Raw genomic sequence first — 812 nt, forward strand, 5'->3', positions numbered from 1 at the left:
AGCCAGCCCTCGTCGGTCGGGATGTAGGTGATGTCGCCGCACCAGCGGACGTCGAGTCCGGTGGGGTCGGGCTGGAAGTCGCGGACGATGAGATCGGGCCGGGCGGCAGCCGTGGGGTCGGGGACCGTGGTCGGGTGCCGCCTTCTGCGATGGCGGCCCTGCAGACCGGCGGCCCGCATGAGGCGGGCGACACGGCGGCGGCCGCACTGGGAGCCTTCCCGCTGGAGCACCGCATGGACGCGCGGGGCTCCGTAGGTTCCGCGCGATCGCGTGTGGACCTTGGTGATCTGTTCGGTCAGCTCGGCGTCACGGACCGCGCGCGGCCCTGGGGTGGCGGTGCGGCGGGCGTAGAAGGCGGCACGGGAGACCTGCAGCAGCTCAGACGCGCGCTTGACGCTGTGACCTGCCTGCTTCTCCGCCTCGATGAACGGGTGCACCGTCACCGGGTCTCCTTGGCGAAGAAAGCCGTGGCCCGCTTGAGGACCTCCACGTCTTCGCGCAGCCGGCGGTTCTCCCGCCGCAGCGCGGCCAGTTCCTCGCGTTCGCTGCTGGTCAGGCCGTCTCGCTCGCCGGCGTCGACCTCGGCCTGCTTGACCCAGTCGCGCACCGCGGTCTCGGTCAGGTCAAAGTCCTTGGCGACCTGGCCGACCGAGCGGTCGCCACGCCGGCACAGCTCGACGATCTCGGCTTTGAACTCCGGCGTGAACGAGCGGCGAGGGCGTGGCTTCTTCTTCCCCATGCTCTCCATGATGGACATCCTCCCGGGGCTGAACCCCAGATCTCGGATGTCCGCCAAAGCGAATCAAGCCCAG

General features: G+C 70.2%; 2 protein-coding genes. Both read right to left on the minus strand.

The window, feature by feature from the left end; all coding sequences use genetic code 11:
• Positions 1-443 (minus strand): IS3 family transposase (locus PV341_RS45155; protein ID WP_500361066.1); only part of this gene is annotated, 443 nt, incomplete at its 3' end.
• Complete coding sequence (locus tag PV341_RS45160; protein WP_500361067.1) at positions 440-739, minus strand: transposase; 300 nt, start codon at positions 737-739, stop codon at positions 440-442. The genes PV341_RS45160 and PV341_RS45155, both read right to left, overlap by 4 nt.
• Between the last annotated feature and the right edge of the window lie 73 nt (positions 740-812).

This window comes from Streptomyces sp. PA03-1a (assembly GCF_033792805.1).
GTDB lineage: Bacteria > Actinomycetota > Actinomycetes > Streptomycetales > Streptomycetaceae > Actinacidiphila.

What these genes read in the sequence shown, in the direction of transcription:
- PV341_RS45160 (WP_500361067.1), bottom strand. Translation starts at nt 739, where the DNA reads ATGGGGAAGAAGAAGCCACGCCCTCGCCGCTCGTTCACGCCGGAGTTC.